The sequence below is a fragment of the Pseudomonas helleri genome, from assembly GCF_009600315.1.
GTDB lineage: Bacteria > Pseudomonadota > Gammaproteobacteria > Pseudomonadales > Pseudomonadaceae > Aquipseudomonas > Aquipseudomonas helleri_A.
Genome location: NZ_WIWC01000051.1, coordinates 9111 through 32161, shown reverse-complemented (window position 1 = coordinate 32161; position 23051 = coordinate 9111). Strand labels below are relative to the sequence as shown.

Genomic DNA, 23051 nt, shown 5'->3' with positions numbered 1-23051 from the left:
GATCGCGGCTGGCTCGGCGTCCTGCCTCGCCACCCCCATAACAGCACCTGCGTTCAGCCTCCTGTGAGGGGCCTCAGCGTTGGCTGCACTGATTCGGTGGCGGCAGTGGCATTGTTTTAGAAGCAACAAGCAACAAGCAACAAGCCAACACGCTATCCACACGATCCATACAAACCGGTTGCCTTATCGCCTTAATTTCCCTCTGTCTCCATCCGTTCCGTAGGGATAGCCGAGCCAATGCTCGATAGCCAATACCTACGGAAGCCCCCAGATGAATGCTGAGAAGTCCCTCAAACTTGCCCGCCGGTTCATCGAGTTGCCGTTGGAAAAACGTCAGTTATTCCTCGACGGTCTGCGTGCCGAAGGGATCGACTTTTCGCAGTTCCCCATTCCCGCCGATGTGCCCCAGGCCGACCGCAATGCCTTGTCCTACGCCCAACGGCGCATGTGGTTTTTATGGCAGCTCGATCCACTCAGCGGCGCTTATAACCTGCCGGGGGCGGTACGCCTCAAGGGCGCGCTGAATATTGCTGCGCTGGAGCAGGCCTTCGCCCATGTGGTACAGCGTCACGAAACCCTGCGCACGGTGTTTCGCCAGAACCCGGACGACAGCCTCGAACAAGCGCCGCTCAGTGCCCCGCTGGTGGTCGAACAGGTGGATCTGAGCCTGCTGCCGACGATTGAGCGCGAACAGGCCGTGGCCGCTCAGGCTCAGCAGCAATCGTTGCAACCCTTCGATTTGGCCAGCGGCCCGTTACTGCGCATCAAGCTGATCAAGCTGGACGCCTGCGAACACGTCCTGCTGCTGACCTTGCACCATATCGTCTCCGACGGTTGGTCGATGAATGTGCTGATCGACGAATTTATCCGTGGCTATGACGCTTTCGAGCGCGGCCACACCCCGCAACTGACTGACGTGCCGATCCAGTACAGCGATTACGCCCTGTGGCAACGCCGCTGGCTGGAGGCGGGCGAACAGGCGCGGCAACTGACGTATTGGCAAGCCCAATTGGGTGATGAGCATCCAGTCATGGCCTTGCCCGCCGATTACCCGCGCCCGGCGATGCCGAGTTACCGCGGCACCCGTCATGAGTTCGCCGTAGCCCCGGAGCTGGTCGAGCAACTGCGCGCTCTGGCGCAGCAGCATCAAGTGACCCTGTTTATGCTGCTGTTGGGGGCGTTCAATATTCTGCTGCACCGCTACAGCGGTCAGAACGACCTGCGGGTCGGTGTGCCGATTGCCAACCGCAATCGCCGCGAGGTCGAAGGGCTGATCGGGTTTTTCGTCAACACCCAAGTCCTGCGCACCCAGCTCACGGCCCAGACCTCAGTGGCCGAGCTGTTAAGCGCGGTCAAGGAAACCGCACTCGGCGCTCAGGCGCATCAGGAGTTGCCGTTCGAGCAACTGGTCGAAGCGCTCAAACTTGAGCGCAACCTGAGCCATAACCCGCTGTTTCAGGTGATGTACAACCACCAGCCGAACGTGGCGGATATAGAAGCCGTGAGCACGGCGTCAGGTCTGGAGCTGGGCCTGATTGAATGGGAAGGGCGCACCACTCAGTTCGACCTGAGCCTGGACACCTACGAAAAAGGCGGCCGCCTGCACGCGGCGCTGACCTATGCCAATGACCTGTTCGACGCCAGCACCATCACCCGCATGGCACGTCACTGGAGCAATCTGCTGCGCGCACTGGTGGACGACAGCGACCGCCGGGTTGGCGAGTTGCCGATGCTCGATGCCGGTGAAGTTCAGACTCAGGTTCACGATTGGAACACCACTCAGGTCGATTACCCGACCCACACCTGCCTGCAACAGCTGATCGAAGCGCAGGTCGCCCGCACGCCCGAGGCGACCGCTCTGCTGTTTGGCGCACAGGCCATGACTTATGCGCAGCTCAACGCCCGCGCCAACTCACTGGCCCACGCGTTGCGCGAGCAGGGTGTCGGCCCGGATGTGCTGGTGGGCATTGCTGTCGAGCGTTCGCTGGAGATGGTCATTGGCCTGCTGGCCATCCTCAAGGCGGGCGGAGCCTACGTGCCGCTCGACCCGGATTACCCGCAAGAGCGGCTGGCCTACATGATTGAAGACAGCGGCATTGGCCTGCTGCTGACCCAGACCGCGCTGCTGACGAAACTGCCGGTGAGCGGGCTCAAGGTCATCTGTCTGGATCAGAACAGCGACTGGCTTGACGCTTTCAGCGTCAGCAACCCGGTCGTCGCTCAGGACTCGCAGCACCTTGCCTATGTCATTTACACCTCCGGCTCCACGGGCCGTCCCAAGGGCGCGGGCAACACCCACGCGGCGCTGGTCAACCGCCTGAGCTGGATGCAGCAGGCCTACACGCTGACCGCCGAAGACGCGGTGCTGCAAAAGACTCCGTTCAGTTTTGACGTCTCGGTGTGGGAGTTCTTCTGGCCGTTGCTCACCGGCGCACGGCTGGTGCTGGCACAACCGGGGGAGCACCGTGAGCCGCTGCGCCTGATCGACACCATTCGCGCGCAGCGCATCACCACGCTGCACTTTGTACCCTCGATGTTGCAGGCGTTTATTCACGAAACCGGCGTCGAGCAGTGCCACAGCCTGCGGCGCATCGTGTGCAGCGGTGAAGCGCTGCCGGTTGATGCGCAGCAACAGGTGTTCGCCAAGCTGCCCAAGGCTGAGCTGTACAACCTGTATGGCCCCACCGAAGCCGCCATCGACGTGACCCATTGGACCTGCGTCGACGAAGGCAGCGCCAGCGTGCCGATTGGCTTGCCGATCGCCAACCTGCGCACGCTGGTGCTCGACGCCGACCTGTCGCCGGTGGCCGTGGGCGTGGCGGGTGAGTTGTACTTGGGCGGTGCCGGGTTGGCGCGCAATTACCACCGTCGCGCGGCCCTGACCGCCGAGCGCTTTGTGCCATGCCCGTTCAATGCGGGGCAGCGTCTTTACCGCACCGGCGATTTGGTGCGCCAGCGGGTCGACGGGGTGATTGAATACCTGGGCCGTCTCGACCATCAGGTCAAATTGCGCGGCTTGCGCATCGAACTGGGGGAAATCGAAGCGCGGCTGGTGGAACAACCGAGCGTGCGCGAGGCCGTGGTGCTGGTGCTCGACGGTAAACAACTGGTGGCCTACGTGGTGCTAGAAGACCCGGCCAGCGCCGATGATTGGCAAGCGGCGCTGGTCGCTCACCTGCAAGCCGGGCTGCCGGAATACATGGTGCCCAGCCACTGGGTGAGCCTTGAGCGCTTGCCGCTGTCAGCCAACGGCAAGCTGGAGCGCAAGGCATTGCCACGCCCTGATCTGAGTGCCGTGCAGCAAGGCTACGCCGCGCCGGGCAACGAGCTGGAGCAACGTCTGGCCGACATCTGGCAAACCGTGCTGGGGGTGGCGCAGATCGGCGTTGATGACAACTTCTTCGCCCTCGGCGGCGACTCGATCATTTCCATTCAAGTGGTCAGCCGTGCGCGTCAGGTCGGGATAGCCTTTAGCCCGCGTGATCTGTTCCAGCACCAGACCATCCGCAGCCTGGCCCGTGTCGCGCAATTGAGCAGCCACCGTCAGATCGATCAGGGCGTTGCCAGCGGTGCGGTGGCATTGGCCCCGGTGCAACAGTGGTTTTTCCAGCAGCCGATGCCTGCCCGTCAGCACTGGAACCAGTCGCTGTTGCTGCACCCGCGTCAGCCTATTGAGGCGGCGCAGTTGGAACAGGCCCTGCACACCCTGTTAACCCATCACGACGCCTTGCGCCTGCGCTTTGAGCAGCACGACGGCCACTGGCAGCAAGCCTATGCCGAACCGCCGGTCGATAGCCTGTTGTGGCATAAGCAGGCGGCTTGCGGTGATGAACTGCACAGCCTGTGCGAGCAGGCCCAGCGCAGCCTTGACCTGCAAAATGGCCCGTTGCTGCGCGCCTTGTTGGTCGAACTGCCCGATCACAGCCAGCGCCTGCTGCTGGTGGTGCATCACTTGGCGGTTGATGGCGTGTCATGGCGCGTATTGCTTGAAGACCTGCAACAGTTTTACAGCACGCCCGCTCAACCGCCGCAGGCCAAAACCAGCGCGTATCAAGCCTGGACAGCGCGTTTGTCAGACGCCGCACAGGCCCGTGTCGATCAGCTTGGGCTGTGGCAGCAGCAATTGGCCGATGCCTCCAGCGACTTGCCGCAAGACCGGGCCGACGCCGGGCTGCACAGCCGTGACGGACGCACCCTCGAACTCAAACTCAATCAGACGCTGACCCGCCAACTGCTGCAAGTGGCCCCGTCGACCTATCGCACTCAGGTCAACGACCTGTTGCTGAGCGCATTGGCACGGGTGATCTGCCGCTGGAGCGGGCAGGTCAGCACCTTGATCCAGCTGGAAGGGCACGGCCGCGAAGAACTGTTTGCCGACCTTGACCTGTCCCGCACTGTGGGCTGGTTTACTAGCCTGTTCCCGGTGCAACTGACCCCGACAGCAGACCTCGGCGCCTCGCTCAAATCGATCAAGGAACAACTGCGCAGCGTCCCGGAAAAGGGCGTGGGTTATGGCCTGCTGCGCTATCTGGCGGGCGACGAAGTCGGCGCGCAACTGGCGGCGTTGCCCACACCGCGCATTACCTTCAACTACCTGGGCCAGTTTGACCGTCAATTTGACCCGCAGGCGCTGTTCACCCCGGCGGCCGAAAGTGGCGGGCGGGCACAGGATGAACAGGCGCCGCTGGCCAACTGGCTGAGCATCGAAGGGCAGGTGTTTGGCGGCGAATTGAGCCTGCAATGGACCTACAGCGAGCAGATGTACGACGCGGCGACGATTCAGGCGCTGGTCGATGACTACCGGCGTGAACTGAGCGCCGTGATCGAACACTGCGTGGGCCATGAACAGGGCGGCATGACCCCTTCCGACTTCCCGCTGGCGCAACTGACCCAAGCCCAGCTGGACGCGCTCAAGGTGCCGCCCCGCGACATTGAAGACATCTACCCGCTGTCGCCGATGCAGCAAGGTCTGCTGGTGCACACCTTGCTGGAACCGGGCTCCGGCATCTACTTCATGCAAGACCGCTACATCATCGACAGCGACATCGACCTGCCGCGCTTTACGGCGGCCTGGCACGCCGTGGCCCAGCGTCACGATGCCTTGCGGGCTTCTTTCAGCCTCGACGAAGACGGCCGCATGCTGCAAATCATCCACCGCGATGCCGCGCCCAAGGTGCAGGTGCATGACTGGAGCGAACGCCCCGAAGCGGAACACGAAGCTGCGCTGCAAGCCTTGCTGGCGCAAGACCGGGCACAGGGTTTCGACCTGCTCAACACGCCGCCTTTCAGCCTGCGCCTGATCCGTCGCAGCGCCGGGCATTACTGGTTCATTCTCAGCAACCACCACATCCTGATTGATGCCTGGTGCCGCTCGCTGTTGCTGCAGGATTTCTTCGCCTTGTACAGCGGCGAGCGCAGCCTGCCCCCGGCGGCGCGCTACCGCGACTTTATTCAATGGCTGCAAGAGCAGGGCGAGCGCGAAGCACTGGACGCCTGGGCCATCGAGCTGGCCGGTTTTGAACAGCCGACGCCGTTGCCGTTTGACCGTGCGCTGCGCCGTCAGGTCGGTTTTTCCGAGATCGGCGATGTGTATGCCGACCTTGAAGTGGCGCAAGGCCGCGGCCTGCGTGAATTGGCCCAGCGTTACCAACTGACCGTCAACACCCTGACCCAAGCGGCGTGGGCGCTGGTGTTGCAGCGTTACAGCGGTCTGGATGAAGTGCTGTTCGGTGTCACCGTGGCCGGTCGCCCGATCAACCGCCCGGAAATGCAGGACACCGTGGGGCTGTTTATCAACAGCATCCCGTTGCGCATGCGCTTGCCCCGTGCCGGTCAGAACGTCAGCGTGCGCCAATGGCTGCAAGGCCTGTTCGAGCACAATCTGGCGCTGCGCGAGCACGAACATTTGCCGTTGCTCAACATTCAAGCCTGCAGTGCGCTGGAGAAAGGCCAGAATATTTTCGACAGCCTGTTCGTCTATGAAAATGCCCCGGTGGAAAGCGCCGTGGCCAGCGGCGCGGCGCAAATCAACGCCAAGTCCGACAGCGCCCGCACTCACACCAACTACCCGATGACCGTGGTGGTGTACCCCGGTGATGCGCTCGGTTTGCACCTGTCTTATGACAAACGTTTCTTCGACGACGCCACCGCCGAGCGCTTGCTGGCCGACTTCAAGCGCCTGCTGTTGGCCATTGGTGAACAGGCCGAGGGCCAGTTTGCTGACCTGCCGGTGGTGGCGTGTGCCGAGCGCGACGCCTTGTTGCAGACGGGCAATCAGACCGCCCGTGACTACCCGCTGGAGCAAGGCTATGTGCGCTTGTTTGAAGCGCAGGTGGCGGCCCATCCCGAGCAGGTGGTTGCCACCTGCCTTGGGCAGCAGTGGACCTACAACCAACTCGATACTTGCGCCAACCGTCTGGGGTGGGCCTTGATCGACGCCGGGATTGGCGCAGATCAGCCCGTGGCCTTGCTGGCAGAACGCAGCCTGGCCCTGCTCGGCATGATGCTCGGCAGTTTCAAGGCGGGCGCGGCGTACTTGCCGCTGGACCCGCAACTGCCCACCCAGCGTTTGCTGGACCTGCTGCAACTGGGCAAGGTGCCGGCGCTGGTGGCCAGCAGTGCCTGCCGCGAGCAGGCGCTGGCCATGCTGGCGTTGCTGGCTCCGGCACAACGTCCGCAGCTGTTGATCTGGGACGAGGTACAAAACAGTGTCTGTTCGGTAGAGCAGCCGGGTATCTACACCGCACCCAATACCCTGGCTTATGTGATTTACACCTCCGGTTCCACCGGCACGCCCAAGGGTGTGATGGTGGAACAGGCGGGTATGCTCAATAACCAACTGAGCAAAAAACCGTATTTTGACCTGAGCGGCACTGACGTGATTGCCCAGACCGCCTCGCAGAGCTTTGATATTTCGGTGTGGCAGTTCCTCGCGGCGCCGTTGTTTGGCGCTCAGGTGGACATCGTGCCCAACGCCATCGCCCATGATCCGGCGGCCTTGCTGGCCCATGTCGACGCACGCGGCATCAGCGTACTGGAAAGCGTTCCGTCGCTGATCCACAGCCTGCTTGACGAGGCGCAGGGCGCGCTGCACAGCCTGCGCTGGATGCTGCCGACCGGCGAAGCCATGCCACCGGAACTGGCGCGGCGCTGGTTGCAACGCTACCCGCAGATCGGTCTGGTCAACGCCTATGGCCCGGCGGAATGCTCGGACGACGTGGCCCTGTTTCGCGTGGATGCTGAGTCGGCGGCCGGGGCTTACCTGCCGATTGGGCTGGCCACCGATAACAACCGTTTGTACGTGCTGGACGGCGGCTTGTCGCCGGTGCCTGCGGGCGTCGTCGGTGAGCTGTATGTCGCCGGTACGGGGGTCGGTCGCGGTTACTTTAATGATCCGTCGCGCAGTGCCGCGGTGTTCCTGCCCAACCCGTTTGCGCAACAGCCGGGCGAGCGCTTGTACCGCACTGGCGATTTGGCGCGGCGCCGCGTCGACGGCCAACTGGAATACGTGGGCCGTATCGACCAGCAAGTCAAAGTGCGCGGTTTCCGCATCGAACTGGGGGAAATCGAATCGCGTCTGCGTGACCTCGATGGCGTGCGCGAAGCCGCCGTTGGGGTGCAGGACGGCCCGACCGGCAAAGCGCTGGTGGCCTTTATCGTGACTGACGATGACGCCCGCGACTGGAGCGCATTGCGCGAACACCTCAAGGCCGGGCTAAAAGCCCAATTGCCCGAGTACATGGTGCCGCTGCAATGGCTGGCCTTGCCCGGCTTGCCGCGCAATGCCAACGGTAAAGTGGATCGCAAGGCACTGCCAAAAGCGCAGGCGGCGGACTGGCAGCGCGAGGTGATTGCCCCGCAACCGGGGATCGAAACTGTCATGGCGGCGATTTGGCAGGAAGTCCTCAAACTCGATGCCGTGAGCCGCGACGATAACTTCTTCGAGCTGGGCGGCCACTCCTTGCTGGTGGCGCAAGTGGTGTCCCGCGTGCGTCAGCAACTGGGCATTGAATTGCCCCTGAGCAGCCTGTTTGAAACCAGCGTATTCAGCGAGTTTGCTGCCCGCTGCGCGGCGCAGCCCCGGGTTGTCAGCCAACTGCCGATACAGCGCCTGGCGGCGGATCATCCCGGCGTGCTGTCGTATGCCCAGCAACGCCAGTGGATCCTCTGGCAACTGGACCCGGACAGCGCCGCGTACAACATCCCGGCGGCATTGCGCCTCACCGGCACGCTGCATCGCGACGCCTTGCTGCGCAGCTTCAATGACCTGCAAGCGCGTCACGAGACGTTGCGCACCACCTTTATTCAGGACGGCGAACAGGCCCGTGGCGTGCGCCATGATCACCTGCCGCTGGCCCTGCGTGAGTTGACCCTCAACAACGCCGACGCCACGCAGATCGAGGCGCAAGTGGCCGAAGAGATGCGTCAGCCCTTTGACCTGCGCAACGGCCCGCTGCTGCGGGTGCTGTTGCTCAAGATCGCGGCCGAGGAGCACGTGCTGGTATTGACCGTGCATCACATCGCCGCCGATGGCTGGTCGATGCAAGTGATGGTCGATGAATTCAGTGCGCTGTATCAGGCCCATGTTCAGGGGCAGGCGGCCCGGCTGCCCGCCTTGGCCGTGAGCTATGCCGACTACGCCGCGTGGCAGCGCGACTGGTTGCAAGCGGGCGAGGGCGAGCGTCAGCTCAGCGCCTGGCGCGAGCAACTGGGCACTCAGCACACGCCGCTGCAACTGCCCAGCGAACTGACGCGGCCAGCGATTCGCAGCGAGCGCGGCGCGCGTCTGGAACTGGCGCTGGAACCGGCACTGGCAGCGGGGCTGCGGCAGGTGGCGCAGCAGCACAATGTGACCTTGTTTATGCTGCTGCTCGCCAGCTACCAGACGCTGTTGCACCGCTACAGCGGCCAGTCGACCGTCAATGTCGGCGTGCCCAATGCGGGACGCGGGCGTCTTGAAACCGAAGGCCTGATCGGCTTCTTTATCAACACTCAGGTGCTTCGCGCCGAGATCGACGGCCAGCAAACCTTCGCCAGCCTGTTGCAACAGGTCAAGCGCTCGGCACTCTGGGCGCAGGCCCATCAAGACCTGCCGTTCGAGCAACTGGTAGACGCCTTGCAGCCAGAGCGAAACATGAGCCACAGCCCGCTGTTCCAGGTGCTGTTCAACCATCAGCGGGCCATCGGCGACAGCGTTGAACGGGTGCTCGAAGGGCTCACCGTGGAGCGTATGGACTGGCAGCAACACACCGCCCAGTTCGATCTGGCGCTGGACACCGAAGAGCAGGGCGAGCACCTGCGCGCCAGCCTGACCTACGCCCGTGACGTGTATGACGCGGCCACCATCGAGCGTCTGGCCGGGCATTGGCTCAACCTGCTGCGCGCGGTGGTCAGTGAACCGCAGCAACGAATCGCCGAACTGGCGCTGCTCGACAGCGCTGAACAGCAGCGCTTGATCGAACATTGGAACCCCTCGGTCGAACCTCAGGTGCAAGGTCCCAACCTGCATCAGCTGTTTGAAGCCCAGGCGGCGCTACAACCGCAGGCCGTGGCCTTGCGCTGCGCGGACGCGTCCCTGAGCTATGGCGAGTTGAATGCGCAAGCCAACCGGCTGGCGCGCAAACTGCGCGAACTGGGGGTCGGCCCGGACGTGCGGGTCGGCATCGCCACTGAACGGGCGATACCACTGGTGGTCGGCCTGCTGGCCATTCTCAAGGCGGGCGGCGCCTATGTGCCACTCGACCCGCAGTACCCGGCGGAACGCTTGAGCTACATGATCGAAGACAGCGGCCTTCATCTGTTGCTGACTCAGGAACACCTGTTGCACAACCTGCCGCCACGGGTGGGCGTGCAGACCCTGTGCCTGGAGCATCTGGCGCTGGACGCATTCAGCGAGCAGAACCTTGGCAACCTGAGCGATGCCGACAATCTGGCCTATGTGATTTACACCTCCGGCTCCACGGGGCGGCCAAAAGGCGCACTGTTGAGTCACGCCAACGTCACCCGCCTGCTCAGCGCGACACAGGGCCAATTCAATTTCGGCCCGAGCGATGTGTGGACGCTGTTCCATTCCTACGCTTTCGACTTCTCGGTATGGGAGTTGTTTGGCGCGCTGTGCACCGGCGGGCGTCTGGTGATCGTGCCGTATTTCATCAGCCGTGAACCGCAGGCGTTTCACCAGTTGCTGTGCGACGAACAGGTGACGGTGCTCAACCAGACCCCGACCGCCTTCCGCCAACTGCTGCCGATTGCCTGCAACAGCCCGCAAGCGCTGGCCTTGCGCTGGGTGATCTTCGGCGGCGAAGCATTGGAGGTGTCCAGCCTGCGCCCGTGGTATGAGCGCTTTGGTAGCTCGCAGACCACGCTGGTGAACATGTACGGCATAACCGAAACCACGGTGCATGTGACCTTCCGCGCACTGAGCCCCAGCGACCTTGATGCCAAGGTGCAAAGCCCGATTGGCCGCCCCCTTGCCGACCTCAGCTGGTACTTGCTCGACAGTCAGTTACAGCCTGTGCCAGCAGGCTGCGCAGGCGAGCTGTATATCGCCGGGGCCGGTCTGGCCCGGGGTTATCACGGGCGTGCCGGGCTGACCGCCGAACGCTTTGTCGCCAGCCCCTTTGTGCCCGGTGAGCGCCTGTACCGCAGCGGCGATCTGGCCCGTCAGCGGGCAGACGGCAACATCGACTACCTGGGCCGTATCGACCAGCAAGTGAAAATTCGCGGGTTCCGCATCGAGCTGGGTGAGATCGAAGCCTGCCTCAAGCAGCAAATCGGCGTGGCCGAAGCGGTGTTAAGCGTCCATCAAGGCCAGCTGTGCGCCTACGTGGTGGCGGATCAAACCCCTGTTGACCCGCTGCTGTGGCGCGAGCAACTGCGAGCGGCGCTCAAGGTCGACCTGCCGGATTACATGGTGCCCAGCCATTGGCTGCTGCTCGACGCACTGCCCCTGACCGGTAACGGCAAGCTCGACCGCAACGCCTTGCCCTTGCCCGACACCGAGGTGTCGCAGCGACCTTACCGGGCGCCGGTGGGCGAGCTGGAAACGCAACTGGCGGCGATTTGGGCCAGCGTGCTGGGGGTCGAGCGCGTCGGACGTGACGACAACTTCTTTGAATTGGGCGGGCACTCGCTGCTCGCGGCTCAGGCCAGTGCCCGGGTCGAACTTGAACTGGGCATCGAACTGGCGCTGCGCGCGCTGTTCGAGGCCGCTGATTTGCACACCTATGCCGCTTTGGCACAGGCCCAAACGCCTGCGGATAACGCTGTTCGTCTGAGCGCGCTTGAATCGCTGCTCGACGAGATGGAGATCAACTGATGGAAAACGCAACCGCCTGGCGCATTGCCAACCGTTTCGCCAGCCTTGCGCCGCACCAGCGCCGCGAATTTTTGCAAAAAATGCAGGAGCAGGGCGTCAGCTTCGGCCAGCTGCCGATCCCGGCCACGGCACCCGCCGATGCGCCGTGCGAACTGTCGTATGCGCAGCAGCGCCAGTGGTTTTTGTGGCAGCTGGATCCCGAGGGCGCGGCCTACCATATTCCTGCCGCCTTGCGGTTGCGCGGCACGCTGAACGTGGCGGCCTTGCAGCAGAGTTTTGACGCGCTGCTGGAGCGCCATCACAGCTTGCGCACTGGCTTTACCGAAGACGACGGGCAGGTGCGTCAACAGCTGCACGCCCCGGCCTTGCGCTTGACGCAACATGATTTACGCGAGCAACCCGCGCCAGAGCGCATGGCTTGTGCATTGCGTTTAGTCGAGCAGGACATCGCCCAACCCTTCGACCTGCAACACGGCCCGTTGCTGCGCGTTAGCCTGATGCAACTGGACCACGACGACCACGTGCTGGTTTTGACCTTGCACCATATCGTCGCCGATGGCTGGTCGATGGGTGTGCTGATCGAAGAGTTCTCGCAGCTCTACGCCGCCCACGCCCAAGGCCGCCGCGCCGAGCTGCCGGTGTTGCCGATTCAATACGCCGACTACGCGCTGTGGCAACGGCGCTGGATGGAAGCGGGCGAGCTGGAGCGCCAACTGGACTGGTGGCGCGCACAGCTGGGCACTGAACAGCCAGTGCTTGAACTGCCCGGCGACCGTTCGCGCCCCGCGCAACCGACCCAGCACGGCGCGCGGCTGGACTTTGCGCTAGAGTCAACCTTGGCCAAGGGCTTGATGACGCTGGCGCGGCAACGCGGCGTGACCCCGTTCATGCTGCTGCTGGCCAGTTTTCAGGCCTTGCTGCATCGCTACAGCGGCCAGACCGACCTGCGCATTGGCGTGCCGGTGGCTAACCGCAGCCGTGCCGAAACTCACGGGCTGATCGGCTTTTTCGTCAACACTCAGGTACTGCGTGCCGAGCTGGACGGGCGCCTGCCGTTTGCCCGCTTGCTCGAACAAACCCGCGACCGTTCACTGGATGCCCAAGGCTATCAGGACGTGCCGTTCGAGCGTCTGGTCAATGCCCTGCAAGGCGAGCGCAGCCTGAGTCACAGCCCGCTGTTTCAAGTGATGTTCAACCATCAGCAAAGCCGCCCCGGCGCGTTGGGCGGGATGCTCGCCGGGCTGCAAGTCGAAAGCCTGGAGTGGCAAGGCCGCACCGCGCAATTTGACCTGCAACTGGACACCCACGAAGAAGGCGAGCGGCTGCTGGCCAGCCTGACCTACGCCACTGACCTGTTTGACGCCGAACGCATCGACACACTGGCCCGGCACTGGCGCAACCTGCTGGGCGCGATTGTGGCCAACCCCGAATGCGCCATTGGCGAGTTGCCGATGCTCTCGGCGGGTGAAAGCGAGGCCACGCTCTATGGCCTCAATGCCACGCAACAGCACTATCCTGGCCCCGAATGCGTGCACCTGCACATCGAGGCGCAAGCGGCGGCCACCCCGAATGCCTGTGCGCTGGTATTTGCCGGGCAACCCCTGACTTATGCCGAGTTGAACCAGCAGGCCAACCGTCTGGCGCATCAACTGCGCGAGCAGGGCGTCGGCCCGGAAGTGCGGGTCGGCATTGCCTGCGAGCGCTCGCTGGAGCTGGTGATCGGTCTGTTGGCGATTCTCAAGGCGGGCGGCGCCTATGTGCCGCTGGACCCGGAATACCCGGCCGAACGTCTGGCCTATATGTTCGAAGACAGCGGCATCAGCCTGCTATTGACTCAGGCGCACCTGCTCGGCGCACTGCCTGTACCGGCCGGGCTGGCCCATCTGTGCCTTGAAAAAGTGTCAAACGGGTCAGACGATTACAGTGCTGACAACCTGAGCAACACCGCGTGCGCCGACAATCTGGCCTATGTGATTTACACCTCGGGTTCCACCGGCAAGCCCAAAGGCGCGGGCAACAGTCACGGCGCGCTGTACAACCGTCTGGCGTGGATGCAAGACGCCTACGACCTGACCCCTGCAGACCGGGTGTTGCAGAAAACTCCGTTCAGTTTTGATGTGTCGGTGTGGGAGTTTTTCTGGCCGCTGATGCACGGTGCCACGTTGGTGGTCGCCGAACCCGGCGCCCACCGCGACCCGCAACAACTGGCCGCCCTGATCGTCGAACAGGCCATCACCACCCTGCATTTTGTGCCGTCCATGCTGCAAGCCTTTATCAGCGCCGACGAAGCCGCCGGTTGTACCTCCTTGCAACGCATCGTGTGCAGCGGCGAAGCCTTGCCGATGGCCTTGCAACGCCAGACTTTCAACTGCCTGCCCCACGCCCGCCTTTACAACCTGTATGGCCCGACCGAAGCGGCCATCGACGTGACCCACTGGACCTGCGTGGAAGAGGGCCGCGACAGCGTGCCGATTGGCCGCCCCATCGCCAACCTGCGCACCTACATCCTCAGCCCTGAATTGTTGCCCTTGCCCAGCGGCGCTATTGGCGAGCTGTACCTGGCGGGTGACGGGCTGGCGCGGGGTTATCACGCGCGCCCGGCGCTGACTGCTGAGCGCTTTGTGGTTGACCCGTTTGGCAGCGGCGAGCGGGTGTACCGCACTGGCGATCTGGCCCGCTATCGTGCCGACGGCGCCATCGAGTACTGCTGGCGCATTGACCACCAAGTGAAGATCCGTGGCCTGCGCATCGAGCTGGGCGAAATCGAAGCGCGCCTGCAATCGCATCCACAGGTACAGGAAACCGTGGTGGTGGCGCTGGACAACCAACTGGTTGCCTATCTGGTGCCGGTCGAAGCCGTTCACGACCTGCTGGCATGGCGCGAAGCGCTCAAGGCGCACCTGCTGCAAGCCTTGCCCGACTACATGGTGCCCACGCACCTGCTGTTGATCGAGCGCATGCCGCTCAGCCCCAATGGCAAGCTCGACCGCAAGCAATTGCCGACCCCTGAAATCAGTGTCAGCCAGCGTGCTTTTGAAGCGCCACGCAGCGACAACGAGCGGCAACTGGCAGCCATTTGGCAAGACGTGCTGGGTGTTGAACAGGTCGGCCGTCAGGACAACTTCTTCGAACTGGGCGGCGACTCGATCATCTCCATTCAAGTGGTCAGCCGGGCCCGCCGCGCCGGTCTGCGCTTGCAGCCCCGTGACCTGTTCCAGCAGCCGACACTGCATGCGCTGGCCGCCGTGGTCAGCCAACAGGCGGCGCCGCAGATTGCCCAAGGCCCGGTGTTGGGTACGCAAACTCTGACCCCGGTGCAACAGTGGTTTTTTGCCAACCAGACCGTGCAGCCCCAGCACTGGAACCAGTCGGTGTTACTGGACGTGCGTGAGCCGCTGGACTTGCTGCGCCTGCAAACCGCGCTGCAACAGGTGTTGGCCCAGCATGATGCCCTGCGCTTGCAGTTCCGCCAGCAGGACGGGCAGTGGACGGCTCGCTATGTGCCGCTGGACAGCGCCGCCGCCACGGATGTGCTGTGGACGGCGCAGGTGCAAAGCGATGACACCTTGCAAGGCCTGTGCGATGAAGCCCAGCGCAGCCTGTCGCTGCATGACGGCCCGTTGCTGCGCGCCGTGCTCATCGACCACGAAAATGGCGGCCAGCGCTTATTGTTGGTGATCCACCATTTGGTGGTGGACGGCGTGTCGTGGCGGGTGCTGCTTGAAGACCTGCAGGCGGCTTATGCCGGTCAGGCGTTGCCGGAAAAAACCAGCGCCCTGCAAGACTGGGCGACGCAACTGAGCGCCTATGCCCGCCATGAACAACTGGCGACAGAGCTTGCATGGTGGCAGCAGCAGTTGAACGGTGTCAGCGACGCCTTGCCCGATGCCCGTGTAAACGGCAGTCAGGCGCTGCGTCATCGGCAGGTGGTCAGCCTCGGTCTGGACCGTGAGCAGACCCGCCACTTGTTGCAACAGGCACCGGCGGCGTACCGCACGCAAGTCAACGACCTGCTGCTGACGGCGTTGGCCCGTGCCCTGTGCGACTGGAGCGGTGAGGCGTCAGCGCTGATTCAACTGGAAGGTCACGGCCGTGAAGACCTGTTTGAGGCCATCGACCTGACCCGCACCGTGGGCTGGTTTACCAGCCTGTTCCCGGTCAAATTGACCCCGGCGGCGGACATGGCGACCTCGATCAAGTCGATCAAACAGCAATTGCGCGACATCCCCGGCAAAGGCCTGGGCTTTGGCGTGTTGCGCTATCAGGGCGATGCCCAGGTGCAAGCCCGTCTGGCCGCCTTGCCCGCGCCGCGTGTGACCTTCAACTACCTCGGGCAATTCGATCAGAGCTTTGCCGACGATGCGCTGTTTGTTCCGGCACAGCAGGCCAGCGGCGCGGCACAAAGTCTGGACTCACCGCTGGCCAACTGGCTGTCGGTGGACGGTCAGGTGTTTGGCGGCGAACTCAAACTGGACTTGAGCTTCAGTCAGGAGTGCTTCGACAAACCCGTGATTGAAGCGCTGGCGGCGGCATTTCAAGGGCACTTGCAAGCGCTGGTGGCGCACTGCATTGATCCGCAACATAGCGGCGTGACCCCGGCCGACTTCCCGCTGGCGCGCCTGACTCAGGCCCAGCTCGATCAACTGCCGGTCACGCCTCGTCAAATCGAAGATGTCTACCCGCTGTCACCGATGCAAAGCGGCCTGCTGTTTCACAGCCTGTATGAACCGCAGGCGGGGGCTTACGTCAATCAACTCAGCGTTGAGGCCACCGGGCTGGACACGGCCCGACTGGCCCGCGCCTGGCAGGCCACGCTGGATGCCCACGCGATCTTGCGCAGCGGCTTCCACTGGCCGCAAGGAGCGAGTGAACCGCTGCAACTGGTGCAGCGCTCATTGCAGTTGCCATTGACCGTGCTCGACTGGCGCGGGCGTGCCGATCAAGCCGCCGAACTGGAACTGCTGGCCCGCAGCGAGCGCCTGCAATTTGACCCGGCGCAGCCGCCGTTGCTGCGTCTGGCGCTGGTGCGCCTCGACGAGCAGCGTCAGCAATTGATCTACACCCACCACCATTTATTGCTCGATGGCTGGAGCAACGCCTTGCTGCTGGGCGAAGTGTTGCAGCGCTATGCCGGTGTCGAGGTGGCTACCCATCAAGGCCGTTTCGCCGATTATATCGGTTGGCTGCAAGGGCAGGATGCTCAAGCGGACGAAGCCTTCTGGCGCGCTCAGTTGGCGACGCTGGAGAACCCGACCCTGCTGGCGCAAAGTCTTCCCCATGCGGTTTCGGACATCAACGCGTACGCCGATCATCGACAAGTGTTCGATGCCGCCAGCAGCGAGGCGTTTAACCGCTTTGCCCGCCAGCACAGCATCACCCTCAACACCTTGGTGCAAGGTGCCTGGGCGCTGTTGTTGCAGCGTTACAGCGGCCAGCAGACGGTGGCGTTCGGCGCCACGGTTTCCGGGCGGCCGGTCGACTTGCCGGGGGCTGAAAACCAGCTGGGCCTGTTTATCAATACCTTGGCGGTGATCACTCAGCCCCACGCCGCAGAAAGCGTGGCGAACTGGCTGGGCCGCTTGCAGGCGCACAACCTTGAACTGCGCGAGCACGAATTTACCGCCCTCAGCGATGTACAGCGCTGGGCCGGTCGTGCCGGTGAGCCGCTGTTCGACAGCCTGCTGGTGTTCGAAAACTTCCCGATCAGCGAGGCCTTGCAGCAGGGCGCACCGCATGGTTTGAGTTTCTCGCTGCCGGACAATCATGAGCGCACCAACTACCCGCTGACGTTGGCCGCCGTCAGCGAAGGTCAACTGAGCCTGACCTGGAGCTTCTTGCTCAGCCATTTCGAGCCCACCGCCATTGCCCGCATGAGCGAGCACTTGGCCTGCCTGCTGCACGCCATGATTGCCGCGCCGCAGGTCAGCCTCGGCCAATTGCCGCTGTTGAGCGCTGCCGAGCAGACCCGTCAATTGCGCGACTGGAACCCCGCGCCGGGGGTCGTCACCGAGCAGTGCGTGCATCAACTGATCGAGGCACAAGCCGCGATCCGTCCCGAGGCGCTGGCGTTGATATTCGATCAGGCGCAGTTCAGCTACGCCGACCTTAACCAGCGCGCCAACCGTCTGGCCCATCGCCTGCGGGAGCTGGGGGTTGGCCCTGAAGTGCGGGTCGGTCTGGCCGTCGAACGTTCGCCGCAGATGATTATTGGCCTGCTGGCGATTCTCAAGGCCGGTGGCGCCTATGTGCCCCTCGACCCGGCGTATCCGGCCGAGCGCCTGCACTATTTGATGCAGGACAGCGGCATTGCGCTGTTGCTCAGCCAGTCGTGGTTGCGCCATACACTGCCGCAGATCGACGGCTTGCCGATGCTGGAACTGGACCGCGAAGCGGTGGGCCATTTGCCCGCCAGCAACCCGGTGAACCTGACCGATGCACGTAATCTGGCGTATCTGATTTACACCTCCGGCTCCACCGGCAGGCCCAAAGGCGTCAGCGTCGCCCACGGCCCGCTGGCCATGCATTGCCTGTCGATTGGCGCGCTGTACGGCATGACCCCGGACGACCGCGAGCTGCAATTCGCCTCCATCAGCTTTGACGGTGCCCACGAGCGCTGGCTGACCCCGCTGGTCTTCGGCTCGGCGCTGATGCCCCGTGACGATGAAGTCTGGAGCGCGCAACGCACCTGCGAAGAAATTCAACGCCACGGCATCACCATTGCCTGCTTTACCCCCAGCTACCTGCTGCAAATGGCCGATTACATCGGCGAAGCGGGGCGCAGCTTGCCGATTCGCTCCTACACCGTGGGCGGTGAAGGCATGCCCAAACACGCCTTTGATGAAGTGCAGCGGGTGTTGCAACCGCCGCGCATCATCAACGGCTACGGCCCGACCGAAACCGTGATCACGCCGCTGATCTGGTGCGCGTACCCCGACACCCAATTTGACTCGGCGTTTCTGCCCATCGGCCGTCCGGTCGGCGAGCGCAGCGCCTATGTCCTCGACGCCCACCTGCAACTGTTGCCGGTGGGGGTGGCGGGTGAGTTGTACCTGGGCGGCGAAGGCATCGCTCGGGGCTATCACCAGCGCCCGGAACTGACCGCCGAACGTTTTGTACCTGACCCGTTTGTCGCGGGTGCGCGCTTGTATCGCAGTGGCGATCTGGCGCGGCTGCGTGAAGACGGGGTGGTGGAGTATCTGGGGCGCATCGACCAGCAAGTGAAGATTCGCGGTTTCCGCATCGAACTGGGCGAGATCGAAGCCTGCCTGCTGGAGCATGAGGGCGTGCGCGAAGCCTTTGTGGTGGACCGTGAAGGCCCGGTCAGCCGTCAATTGGCGGGCTATATCGTGGCCCGCGATCCGCTGGCAGACGAGGCGCAGTTGCGCGAAGACTTGAGCGCCCACCTGCGCAGCCGTTTGCCCGCGCACATGCTGCCGGCGCATCTGATGTGCCTGGCGGCATTGCCGCTGACCCCCAACGGCAAGCTTGACCGTCAGGCGCTGCCTGCGCCCGAAGCCAATCGTCAGGTGGCGGATCGGGTGCCAGCGGCGACACCGGCCGAGGTGTTGCTGGTGGGCATCTGGCAAGAACTGCTGGGGCTGGACGCGATTGGTGTCACCGAAAACTTCTTCGAACTGGGCGGCGATTCGATCATCTCGTTGCAAGCGGTGAGCCGTGCCGGAGCGTGCGGGTTGGCGTTTACCCCCAAGCAATTGTTCGAGGCGCAGACCATCCGTGGGCTGGCCGCCGTGGCGGTGAATGCCGAGGCGCACCCACAGGTCAGCGTAGCCACTCTGCCCTTTGCGCAGGTGCCGGTGACGGTGCAGGTGGACCGCAGCGCGCTGGATGACCTGTACCCGCTGTCGCCGATGCAGCAGGGCATGTTGTTCCACTGCATCGAGTCGCCGGAACTGAACCTCTATGTCAATCAGCTCAGCGTGGCGGTGGAGGGCTTGCAGGTCGAGCGTTTCCGCGCCGCCTGGAGCACGTTGTTGGCACGTCACGAAGTGCTGCGCGCCGCCTTTATGTGGCGTGACGGTTTGGCGGATCCGCTGCAAGCGGTCTATCAACACGCCGAGTTGCCGATTGTTGAGCTGGACTGGCGTGAACAGGCTGAGCCCGAAGCCGCGTTGCGGGCGTTGGCGGCAGAGGATCAGGCCCGTGGCTTTGATCTGAGCTGCCCGCCGTTGATGCGCTTTACCCTGGTGCGCTTGGGCGACCGCCAGTACCAGATGATCTGGACTTACCATCACCTGTTGCTGGACGGCTGGAGTGCCTCGCGCCTGCTGGGCGAAATGTTGCGCCTGTACGCCAAACAGACCCTGCCGGCTTTGACCGGGCGCTATGGCGACTACATCGACTGGTTGCAGCGGCAAGACGCCACGAGCGCCGAAGGCTTCTGGCGTGAACGCCTGAACGGGCTGCAAACCCCGACGATTCTGGCCGATGCGGCCAATACCGACGGCAGCGGGCATGGCGTGCTCTACAGCTACCTCGACAGCGACGCGACCCGCCGTTTGCAGCGCTTTGCCAGCGCCCAGCGGGTGACGCTGAACACGCTGATCCAGGGCGCATGGCTGTTGCTGTTGCAGCGTCACACCGGTCAGCGCAGCGTGGCCTTCGGCGCGACCGTGGCCGGGCGACCGACCCAACTGGCCGGGGCGCAGGACATGCTCGGGCTGTTCATCAACACCTTGCCGGTCATCCAGACCCTCGATCCGCAACAAGCGCTGGGCGACTGGCTGCGTCAGTTGCAGGACTACAACCTGGCGATTCGCGACTTTGAACACACACCGCTGGCGGACATTCAGCGCTGGGCCGGGCAGGGCGGCCAAGGCCTGTTCGACAGCATTATCGTGTTCGAAAACCATCCGGTTGACCGCGCCTTGCGCGGGGAGCAGGACGGCGAATTGAAGTTTGCCGAAGTCGGCAGCGGCGGCGTGACCAACTTCCCGATGGACTTGATGGTCAGTGCCACCGAACAAGGGCTGGAGGTGGAATACCTGTACCTGCGTGAACGCTTCACGGCCGATCAAGTGGAGCGCATTCGTGCCCAGCTGGAAGGCCTGCTGGCGCAGTTGCCGCTGGACGCTGCGTGCCTGATCGGTGACATCGGCCTGCCGGGGGCACAGGTTCAGGTGCCGCAGGACGCAACCCCTGTGGCGGATCTGCTGCACCGCTTTGCGGCGCAAGTGGCGCAGCAACCCCACGCCACGGCGCTGCTCTGTGACGGTCGCGAACTGAGCTATGCCGCGCTGAATACTCAAGCCGATGCGCTGGCGGTGCAATTGCAGGCACAGGGTATTGGCCCTGAGCAATTGGTGGCGGTGGCCTTGCCGCGCTCCGAACAGACCCTCGTGGCCTTTTTGGCGGTGCTCAAGGCTGGTGCGGCGTACCTGCCGCTGGACCTCGATTACCCGGCCGAGCGCCTGACTTTCATGCTCGGCGACTCGGGCGCGAGTCTGCTGCTGTGCCACAGCGATGTGGATCAGCGTGTCCGTTTCAGCGCTGCTACGCCGCGTCTGTTGCTGGATCAATTGCAGCCGCTGGCCGCAACGCCGCAGCCGGTGCCTGCATTGGCCGGGCATCTGGCGTACCTGATTTACACCTCCGGTTCCACCGGCCAGCCCAAAGGCGTGGCCGTGGCCCGCGAGCCGATTGCGCGGCATTGTCAGGGGATTATTGAGCTGTATGAACTGACCCCGGCCAGCCGCGAGCTGCACTTTATGTCGTTCGCTTTCGACGGCGCCCAGGAGCGCTGGCTCAGTGTGTTGCTGGCAGGCGGCAGTCTGGTGATTCGCGACGACACGCTGTGGACGCCGGAGCAGACCTTGCAGGTGCTGCATGAACAACGGGTGACGGTAGCGTGCTTCCCGCCGGCCTACCTGCAACAGCTGGCCGAAGTGGCGCTGACCCAAGGCACGCCACCTGCCGTTCACACCTATTGCTTTGGCGGTGATGCGGTGCCGGACGCCAGCTTTGAGCTGGTCAAGCGCGCGCTGCTACCGAAGCGTCTGGTCAATGGCTACGGCCCGACTGAAACCGTGGTCACGCCGTTGCTGTGGCGTGCCGAGGTGACTGAAAACTGTGACGCGGCCTATGCCCCGATTGGCCGCAGTGTTGCCGGACGTGGCGTGTATGTGCTGGACGCCGACATGAACCCGTTGCCTGTGGGGGGCAGCGGCGAGTTGTATCTGGGCGGTGAATGCCTGGCACGCGGCTACCATCGCCAACCCGGCCTGAGTGCCGAACGCTTTGTGCCCGATCCATTCAATGCCGGGGGCGGGCGCATGTACCGCACCGGTGATCGGGTGCGCCTGCGCGAGTGCGGGCTGGTGGATTACCTGGGGCGTCTGGATCAGCAGGTGAAAATTCGAGGCTTTCGCATCGAACTGGGTGAAATCGAAGCGCGTCTGCGTCAATGCGAGGGCGTGCAGGATGCCGCGGTCAAGGTGCTGGAAAGTGCCACCGGCAAACAGTTGGTGGGGTATGTGGTGGCGGCCCCGAATGCCGGGCTGGAACGGGCGTTGAAAGAACACCTGCAAGCGCAATTGCCGGATTACATGGTGCCGACGCACATCGTTGCGCTGGCGCGCTTCCCGTTGTCGGCCAATGGCAAGCTCGACCGTCGCGCCTTGCCCGAGCCGCAACTTGCGCAGGGTCAGTACCGGGCACCGCGCAACGCGCTGGAACAGGCCTTGGCTGTTATCTGGCAAGAGGTGTTGGGGCTGGAGCAGGTGGGCATCGACGACAACTTCTTCGAACTGGGCGGTGACTCGTTGCAGGTGCTCAAAGTGATTTCACGGGTGCGCAATCAGCCGCAACTGGGTATCAGCCTGAAACTGCGCGACCTGATGCAAAAGCCCTGCATTGCTGAACTTAGCGGTTTTGAACCGCCGGTCAGTGCGCGGTCGCCGGATCCCTTGCTGGCCCTCAATAGCCGGGTCAACCACGTGCCACCGCTGTTCTGCCTGCATGCGGGCTTTGGCACGGTGTTCGACTACGAACCGCTGGCGCGTAAATTGGACGGCCGCCGCAGCGTCTATGGTGTGCAATGTCGCATGTTGCTCGACCCGCAGTGGCAGGACGAATCGTTGCAGGGCATGGCGCAGGCATACGCCGAACGTATTCGCCAACAACAGGCCAGCGGGCCGTATTACCTGCTGGGCTGGTCGTTGGGCGGGGCGTTGACCTTACTCGTGGCGCAAGCGCTGGAGGCGCAGGGTCAGCAGGTGGCGTTCGCCGGTTTGGTGGACAGCTACGTGGCGGGCACCGCGCAAGCCAGCGATGAGCGCGAAGACGTGCAGGACTTTTTGCGTTTTGTGCTGGGGTTGTCTGAAGCCGAAGCGCAGACCGTGGTGGGAGACGCGGGGGCCGAGGCGGCCATTGCCGCAGCGATGGCCAAACCGCGCAGCCCACTGGGCGAACACGGCCTGCTGGACGCGGCCGAACTGAGCCAGATCTTTGCCGTGGGCACACGCCTTAAACAACTGGCGTTGGGGCACTGCGCCTTGCCGCAAACGCGCGTGGCGGCGCACCACTGGTGGGTGGCCGGGCGCGAGGATGAGCGCCGGGTGCATGCGGCGCAAATCGGCGCGGGTGCCAGTCATGGCGTGTTGAGCGGCGGGCATTACGACCTGCTGCGTAACGCGACCTTACTGGCCGAACTGGATGAATTATTGGGCGGGCAAGCGGTGGAGCGCCAATCCTCGTAAACCCTATGAGCACGGAGCGG

At 63.7% G+C, this 23051-nt stretch carries 2 protein-coding genes and 1 pseudogene; all 3 read left to right on the top strand.

Annotated features, from left to right (window positions below):
• Positions 1-271: 271 nt before the first annotated feature.
• Positions 272-8053, top strand: a pseudogene (locus tag GHN86_RS21120) (amino acid adenylation domain-containing protein); the annotation flags it as partial.
• Positions 8027-11317, top strand: a complete 3291-nt coding sequence (locus tag GHN86_RS24130) for an amino acid adenylation domain-containing protein (protein WP_416333496.1) — start codon at positions 8027-8029, stop codon at positions 11315-11317. The pseudogene GHN86_RS21120 and the gene GHN86_RS24130, both read left to right, overlap by 27 nt.
• Entirely contained in the window at positions 11317-23031 is an 11715-nt protein-coding gene (locus tag GHN86_RS21115) for an amino acid adenylation domain-containing protein (protein ID WP_153387249.1), read from the top strand. The genes GHN86_RS24130 and GHN86_RS21115 overlap by 1 nt, the downstream gene beginning before the upstream one ends.
• Positions 23032-23051 lie beyond the last annotated feature (20 nt).

Coding starts and splice junctions, on each gene's coding strand:
- GHN86_RS21115 (WP_153387249.1), top strand. CDS start 11,317: ATGGAAAACGCAACCGCCTGGCGCATTGCCAACCGTTTCGCCAGCCTT.